The sequence below is a fragment of the Gordonia cholesterolivorans genome (genome assembly GCF_039531975.1).
GTDB lineage: Bacteria > Actinomycetota > Actinomycetes > Mycobacteriales > Mycobacteriaceae > Gordonia > Gordonia sihwensis.
This window is the reverse complement of sequence record NZ_BAAARB010000041.1, coordinates 1-7,076: the sequence shown is the minus strand read 5'-3', so window position 1 is coordinate 7,076 and position 7,076 is coordinate 1. Positions and strand designations below refer to the sequence as shown.

Genomic DNA, 7,076 nt, shown 5'->3' with positions numbered 1-7,076 from the left:
CACCGCGGCGGCCTTCTCCTCGACCGAGTAGCGACGAGTCGTCGGCTTCCCATTCGCCAGTTCCTTCGGCATAACTCCATCCTCGTTTCCAAGGTCAGGAGCCTCCAACAAACCCAGGGCGCTTCACCGCTTCTGAAGTGCCCCGGGTTTGATGGGCACATTGGTGTGCCCCGGGTTTGATGGGCACATTGGTGTGCCCCGGATTCCGTGGGGTTCGATTTTTTGGATTCTCATGCCTCAAGTACGACTTCGCCGGACATCGGTCTAGATGGATCAGCGTCGGCCCCTGTCTCCCTCTAGCCCGCGTCAGATCTCCTTCCCATCACCCGCCTGACGCCAGTTCCCGGCCGATACCGAACGCCGCGGCCTGGAGGACTCCGACGAGGCGGGTCCTGTCCCTCGTCAAGCGGGGAACCACAAGACCCAGGGATGCGACGACCGCGGTGTCTCGAAGCACGGGGACGGCCACCGAGCACGCCCCGAGGGACATCTCCTCGACCGTTGTCGCATACCCATGGCGCCGCACCCGAGCCAGCTGCTGGCGCAGGAGCCCGGGCTGGGTCACCGTGAACGGCGTCATCCGGGTCAACGAGCCGAGCGTCTCGGCGAGCACGTCGTCGGGCGCGTGCGCGAGCAGCACCTTCCCAACCGCCGTGCAGTGCAGCGGCAGTCGGGAGCCGACGGTGCTGACGATCGGGACGGACGCCGTGCCGGACAGCCGGTCGAGGTACAACACCTCGGCGCCCTCGCGCACCGCGAGGTGCACGGTGGCCAGCGTCGCGCCGTACACGTCGTGGAGGAACGGCTCAGCGATCTGGCGCAGGCCGGTCTGGGTCGGCGCCAGTAGTGCGAGCTCCCAGATCCGGCGACCCACCACGTACTCGCCGGTCGGCCGCCGCACCAAGCCGCCCCAGGTGGCCAGTTCGGCCACCAATCGGTGAGTGGTCGGCAGCGGTAGACCCGCCCGACGCGCAATCTGGCTCAGCGTCATCGCCCGGTGCTCATCGTCAAAGGCGCCGAGAACGGTCAGCAGGCGCGAGGCGACACTGGCTCCCGGGTCGGAGGTGTTGCCGGCCATCGTCGCCCCCCTTTCACTCAGTGAACGATATAGCTCGAAGCGTACGCCCCGGCCACCTACCGTCGGGCTGGTGAGCACTCCTGACCTATCGACCCAAGCCGAGATCAGCGCCGAGATCGCCGACCTGTCCGCCGGCACCGACCCGTCCGCTATCCGGCCCCGCCTCGACTACTCCCCGTACCGCAGCAGCCTCCTGCGGCATCCGACCAAGGATCTGCACCAGGTCGATCCGGAAGGCGTCGAGTTGTGGTCTCCGTGCTTCAGCCACCGGGACGTCGATCCACTCGAGGCCGATCTGACGATTCAGCGCTCGGGCGAGCCGATCGGCGAGCGCATCACGATCTCCGGCCGGGTCGTGGACGGCGACGGACGCCCGGTCGCGGGCCAGCTGGTCGAGATCTGGCAGGCCAACGCCGGAGGACGCTACATCCACCAGCGTGATCAGCACCCTGCGCCGCTCGACCCGAACTTCACCGGCGCCGGGCGGTGCCTGACCGGTGCGGACGGTAGCTACTCATTCCAGACGATCAAACCGGGTCCGTACCCGTGGCGGAACCACCGCAATGCGTGGCGTCCCGCCCACGTGCACTTCTCCCTGTTTGGCACCGAGTTCACCCAGCGCATCGTCACGCAGATGTACTTCCCGGGCGATCCCCTGTTCGCGCTGGACCCGATCTACCAGTCGATCACCGACCAGGGCTCCCGTGACCGCCTCGTCGCCCGCTACGACCATGACCTGACGCGACCCGAGTGGTCGACCGGCTACCGGTGGGACATCGTGCTCACCGGCGCCCACCGCACCTGGACCGAGAACAACGACGACAAGGACCACGCATGAGCCCCCGCCTGCACCCCACGCCCGGCCAGACGGTGGGCCCGTTCTTCCACTACGCACTCCCCTATGACGGCGACTCCGAACTGGTGCCTGCGAGCAGCCCGGGTGCGATCCGGTTCCACGGCCGCGTGCTCGACGGTTCTGGTGCGCCGGTCCCCGACGCGCTGGTCGAGCTCTGGCAGGCGGACGCGTCCGGCGCGATCGTCCAGCAGCCGGGCTCGTTGCGCCGCGACGGTTGGACGTTCACGGGCTGGGGCCGGTCGTCGACCGACAACGCCGGCCACTACTCGTTCTCGACGATCGCGCCGGGTGGGGTCGACGGGGGCGCACCGTTCTTCGCGCTCACGGTGTTCGCGCGTGGCCTGCTCGATCGGCTCTTCACACGCGCATATCTGCCGGGACACGAGGCCGCCCTCGCTGCGGACCCCCTTCTCAGCAGCCTCGAGCCGGACCGTCGCGCGACGCTGGTCGCGGAGGCCGATGCGCAGGGACATGCGTTCGACATCCGTCTGCAGGGCCAGGGCGAGACCGTCTTCCTGACGTTCCCGGGCCACGGGGCGGCACACTGAACGCCATGACCGACCTGTTCTGGCCCGGCGACGAGCGCGCCGGCGACCTGATGAGTGCTGAGGCGTTGCTCGCCGCCATGGTCAGGGTGGAGTCCGCGTGGCTGGACGCTCTCGTGGCCTCCGGGCTCGCGCCGTCCGCCGCCGCCACCGACCTCGCCCCGCTCGTCACCGCCGACGATCTGCCGCACATCGCGGCGGCAGCCGAGGGCAGCGGCAACCCCGTCGTCCCGCTCGTCGGGCTGCTCCGCTCGCGAGCGCCGCAGCCCGCCGCCACCTGGCTTCACCGCGGGCTCACCAGCCAGGATGTCCTCGACACCGCCCTCATGCTCGCGCTGCGCGATGCGCTCGAACGGCTGATCGGCGAGCTGCGCGCCCAGGTGACCGCTCTCGCCCGTCTCGCCGCGCAGCACGCCGACACGCCGATGGTCGGCCGCACCCTGACCCAGCACGCCGTCCCCACGACATTCGGTGCGGTCGCCGCGGGCTGGCTCGACGGCCTGGTCGACGCCGCCGATCTGGTCCTCGACGCCCGCTCCCTCCTGCCGGTGCAGCTCGGCGGGGCGGTCGGGACGTTCTCGGCGGCCACCGAGCTGGCGGGCCTGCGGGGGCACGACGATCCCCAGGGGACGAGCGCTGACCTGGTCGCCGACACCGCCGTGGCCCTCGGGCTGCGCGAGCTGCGCCCGTGGCACACCTCGCGGGCGACGGTCACCCGGACGTCCGACGCGTTGGTGACGTGCACGGACGCGTGGGGACACATCTCGACCGATGTCGCGACCCTGGCACGGACGGAGATCGGCGAGCTGGCCGAGCCGACGGCTGAGGGTCGCGGCGGCTCGTCGACGATGCCGCACAAGAACAACCCGGTCCTATCCGTGTTGGTGCGTCGCGCGGCCCTGGGAGCCCCCGGTCTTGCCGCCACGCTGCACGTCGCGTCGGCCGCCTCCGGCGACCAACGTCCGGACGGGGCGTGGCACGTCGAGTGGTCGACCCTGCACCTGCTCGGCCGACGCGCCGTCGTGGCCGCATCCCAGACCACCGAGCTGCTGACGGGTCTGCACGTGGACGCCGAGCGAATGCGCACGACGCTCGACACGTCGGCCGAGAGCGTGCTGGCGGAACGCCGCTCGATCGCCGGGCTGCTGGACGCCACCGCCAGCGCCGATCCGACCACGTACCTCGGATTCTCCGAGGACCTCATCGCGGGCGCCGTCGAGCGGGCCCGGACCTTCTTGGAGGAGAACGAGTGAACATCCCTCGCATCACGGCCGTCCGGCTCGGCGGATCGCCGGCCCTCCCCCTTCTCGTGCTGGGGCCCTCGCTGGGCACGTCCGCTCAGTCACTGTGGGCGCGCTGCGCCGCCGGACTCACCGATCGATTCGAGGTTCTCGCCTGGGACCTGCCCGGGCACGGGTCCAACGCCGGCTCCGCCGAGCCGTTCACGATGGCCGAGCTGGCCGCCGGTGTCCTCGGGATGGTCGACGACGTGGTGGCCCAGCGCGACACGTTCGCCAGCACTTTCACCTACGCGGGCGACTCGGTGGGAGGCGCCGTCGGGCTGCAGCTGCTGCTGGACGCACCCGCGCGCATCGACTCCGCTGTCCTGCTGTCGACGGGCGCACGGATCGGCGAGCCGGATGCCTGGCGGACACGGGCCACGTCCGTGCGCGCGTCGGGCACCCCGTCGATGATCGAAGGGTCGGCCCAGCGCTGGTTCGCACCCGGATTCCTGGAGCGGGAGCCGGAGATCGGCGCAGCCCTGCTGCACGACCTGCGGGACGCCGACGACGAGGGCTATGCGCTGGTGTGCGAGGCGCTGGCGGGCTTCGACGTCCGTGACCGCCTCGGCGAGATCGAACCGCGAGTGCTGGCGGTGTCGGGTCTGCTCGACGTCCCCACTCCGCCGGCCGATCTCGCGGCTATCGCCTCTGGAGTCCGGAACGGGCGGCTCGTCGTCCTCGACGGCGTCGCGCACCTGCCCCCGGCCGAGCAACCGTCCGAGGTCGCCCAACTCATCCGCGATCACGCGAACGCGGGGCAGGCGGTTGCCGCTCCCACGACCGTCGCCGGGGTGCGCGACGCCGGCATGGCGGTGCGCCGGGCGGTCCTGGGCGACGCCCATGTCGACCGCGCGACCGCGGCGATCACCGATCTGACCGCCGACTTCCAGGATTTCATCACCCAGTACGCCTGGGGGTCGGTGTGGACGCGTCCGGGTCTTGACCGGCGCAGCCGCTCACTCATCACGCTGACCGCCCTGGTGGCCCGCGGCCATCACGAGGAGCTGGCCATGCACGTGCGGGCCGCGCGTACCAATGGGCTGACCAACGACGAGATCAAAGAGTTGCTGCTCCAGACGGCGATCTACTGCGGCGTGCCCGATGCCAACGCGGCCTACCGCATCGCCCAGCGCGTGCTCGACGAGCTGGACCACCCCGCTTACTAGGAGACTGCTGCACAATCCTCGTGGCAGGAGCCCGGTGTGGTGGCTGGCGTGAAATCCTGTGGCTATGCAGGGTTGTGATTGTGACTTTCGCCGGTAAGTGGCGGTGGCGGTGGTCTACGGACGTTTCGCGGCGGTCTCACTGGCGAGTGGTGGTCACCCGGGCGCGCACTAGGTCGCGCCGAACGAGACGGTGGAGCTCATTCCAACCGGGACTCACTGACGCGTGCTCGAACCCTCGTCGTCCATGCCGTAGCGGGGATCTCCGAACGCGGCATCTCGACGCAAGGGCTACGACTTCGGTGTCCTGTAAGGGTGTCGCACCAGCTTCGTCGCGCAGTGGGCGGGCTAACGCGACGTGTCGGCGGCGCCTACTTCCTTACTCGCTGGAGTGCGCGGTAGAGCGTGGATCGACCCACCCCGAGATCCCGGGCGATAGCTGACGGCCCCTCCCCCGCCTCGATACGGGCAAGGGCCTTGTCGATCTGCTCCTCAGTCAGGACGCGTTTGCGTCCCTTGTACTTGCCCTTCGCCTTGGCGATGGCGATACCCTCGGCCTGGCGTTCGCGAATGATGGCCCGCTCGAACTCTGCGAACGCCCCGAGCAGCGAGAGCATCAGGTCGGCTCGAGGATCCTGGGCACCAGCAGCGTAGGTGGCCCGCTCGTGGACGAACCGCACACTCGCACCCCTCGCGGTGACCTCGCCGACGATCTGCTTGAGATCAACCAGGGAACGAGCGAGTCGGTCCATCGACGCGACAACCAGCTCATCACCGTCCCGCAGATACCTGATGCACTCTTCGAGCTTTACGCGATCAGCGCGCGAGCGTGCCGACTGTTTCTCGATATAGACCCGGTCGCACTCCCCCACCGCCTCGAGCTGACGCGCCTCGTTCTGATCCGCGGCTGACACCCGCACGTACGCCACCCGCTGCCCACGCGCATGCGAAGATCGGCGAGCCGGCTTCGGATCTGGCTTCGGCTTTGGCGTTACCTCGATGACGTTCTCCGAGTCCGTCGACTCCACCCGAAAGTTCCAACCCAACTCATCCCGACGACGGAACCGAGTCCGCACCTTCCCGCGGCTGACGATGAGCACCTCCTCGCCACCCGAACGATTCAGCAACGTCCCGATCCGATCAGCCATGTGTCCATGGCCATGAGAAAGTCCCCACTGGTGGCCAGGTCGAGGTCCCCGCTGGTGGCCAGATAAAAGTCCCCACCCTGTGTTCGTCGTGTCGACCCGGAACTGAGGGCCCAGGCGATGACGGTGAAGGTGCCAACCGATCACCATCACCGCCTGGGAGTTCCATTGAAGTCTGCGAAGGACCGTATGGACATCATTTCTGCTTACCGAGAACTCGGAAGCTATCGCGCCGCCGCCGAGGTGTGCGGCACCACCCACAAGACCGTCAAGCGTGTGGTCGACCGGTTCGAGGCCGACGATCAACCACCCGACCGCAAGGAACGGGCCCGCAACTACGATGCGGTCGCCGAGTTGGTCGCTGAGCGAGTCGAGCGGTCACACGGCCGGATCACCGCCAAGCGACTGCTGCCGGTAGCACGTGCCGCGGGCTATGAGGGCTCGGCCCGCAACTTCCGTCGTCTCGTCGCCCAGGAGAAAACACAGTGGCGCCGTGACCATCATCGTGGCCGCCGCCCGGCAGTGTGGGCGCCGGGTGACTACCTGGTCATCGATTGGGCCGTAATCGGCGGGCTACACATGTTCTGCGCGGTGGTGGCGTTCTCGCGGTGGCGTTTCGTTCGGTTCGCCACCAACGAAACAGCGACCACCACACTCGGATTCATCGCCGAGGCGTTGGAAGAGATCGGTGGAGTACCCAACAAGGTACTCGCTGATCGGATGGGCTGCCTCAAAGGTGGAGTCGTCGCCAACGTCGTCGTACCCACCCCCACGTATGTGCGGTTTGCCACCCACTACGGGTTTTCCCCGGACTTCTGTCACGGCGCCGATCCGGAATCGAAAGGGATCGTGGAGAACCTCTGCGGGTACGCGCAGTCGGATTGAAGCGCCCTGGGTTTGTTGGAGGCTCCTGACCTTGGAAACGAGGATGGAGTTATGCCGAAGGAACTGGCGAATGGGAAGCCGACGACTCGTCGCTACTCGGTCGAGGAGAAGGCCGCCGCGG

6 protein-coding genes and 1 pseudogene are annotated in these 7,076 nt (G+C 68.5%); 5 read left to right on the top strand and 2 right to left on the bottom strand.

Annotated features, from left to right (window positions below; genetic code table 11):
• Positions 1 to 322: 322 nt before the first annotated feature.
• Entirely contained in the window at positions 323 to 1,078 is a 756-nt protein-coding gene (locus ABFX36_RS18685; RefSeq protein WP_006898357.1) for an IclR family transcriptional regulator, read from the bottom strand.
• A 70-nt stretch (positions 1,079 to 1,148) separates the two neighbouring features.
• On the opposite strand from ABFX36_RS18685, the gene pcaH reads away from it, so the two are divergent.
• From pcaH to pcaDC, 4 genes are read left to right on the top strand one after another with little or no spacing between them, the layout of a single operon-like run.
• Complete coding sequence (gene pcaH, locus ABFX36_RS18680; protein ID WP_006898356.1) at positions 1,149 to 1,916, top strand: protocatechuate 3,4-dioxygenase subunit beta; 768 nt, start codon at positions 1,149 to 1,151, stop codon at positions 1,914 to 1,916.
• Positions 1,913 to 2,482, top strand: a complete 570-nt coding sequence (gene pcaG / locus ABFX36_RS18675) for a protocatechuate 3,4-dioxygenase subunit alpha (protein ID WP_006898355.1) — start codon at positions 1,913 to 1,915, stop codon at positions 2,480 to 2,482. The genes pcaH and pcaG overlap by 4 nt, the downstream gene beginning before the upstream one ends.
• Before the next feature lie 5 nt (positions 2,483 to 2,487).
• Positions 2,488 to 3,732, top strand: a complete 1,245-nt coding sequence (locus tag ABFX36_RS18670; RefSeq protein WP_039868240.1) for a lyase family protein — start codon at positions 2,488 to 2,490, stop codon at positions 3,730 to 3,732.
• Entirely contained in the window at positions 3,729 to 4,928 is a 1,200-nt protein-coding gene (pcaDC, locus tag ABFX36_RS18665) for a bifunctional 3-oxoadipate enol-lactonase/4-carboxymuconolactone decarboxylase PcaDC (protein WP_006898353.1), read from the top strand. The genes ABFX36_RS18670 and pcaDC overlap by 4 nt, the downstream gene beginning before the upstream one ends.
• Before the next feature lie 368 nt (positions 4,929 to 5,296).
• Here the strand turns inward: pcaDC and ABFX36_RS18660 are convergent, their stop codons facing one another.
• Positions 5,297 to 6,073 (bottom strand): recombinase family protein, encoded by a 777-nt coding sequence (locus tag ABFX36_RS18660; protein WP_006898352.1) that lies wholly within the window; start codon positions 6,071 to 6,073, stop codon positions 5,297 to 5,299.
• A 165-nt stretch (positions 6,074 to 6,238) separates the two neighbouring features.
• Here ABFX36_RS18660 and ABFX36_RS18655 point away from each other — a divergent pair.
• Positions 6,239 to 6,952: pseudogene (locus ABFX36_RS18655) on the top strand (helix-turn-helix domain-containing protein); the annotation flags it as partial.
• Positions 6,953 to 7,076: the final 124 nt, after the last annotated feature.

Excerpts from the sequence above, each read along its gene's own strand:
- ABFX36_RS18685 (WP_006898357.1), bottom strand. The coding sequence starts at position 1,078 with ATGGCCGGCAACACCTCCGACCCGGGAGCCAGTGTCGCCTCGCGCCTG.
- pcaG (WP_006898355.1), top strand. The coding sequence starts at position 1,913 with ATGAGCCCCCGCCTGCACCCCACGCCCGGCCAGACGGTGGGCCCGTTC.
- ABFX36_RS18670 (WP_039868240.1), top strand. The coding sequence starts at position 2,488 with ATGACCGACCTGTTCTGGCCCGGCGACGAGCGCGCCGGCGACCTGATG.
- ABFX36_RS18660 (WP_006898352.1), bottom strand. The coding sequence starts at position 6,073 with ATGGCTGATCGGATCGGGACGTTGCTGAATCGTTCGGGTGGCGAGGAG.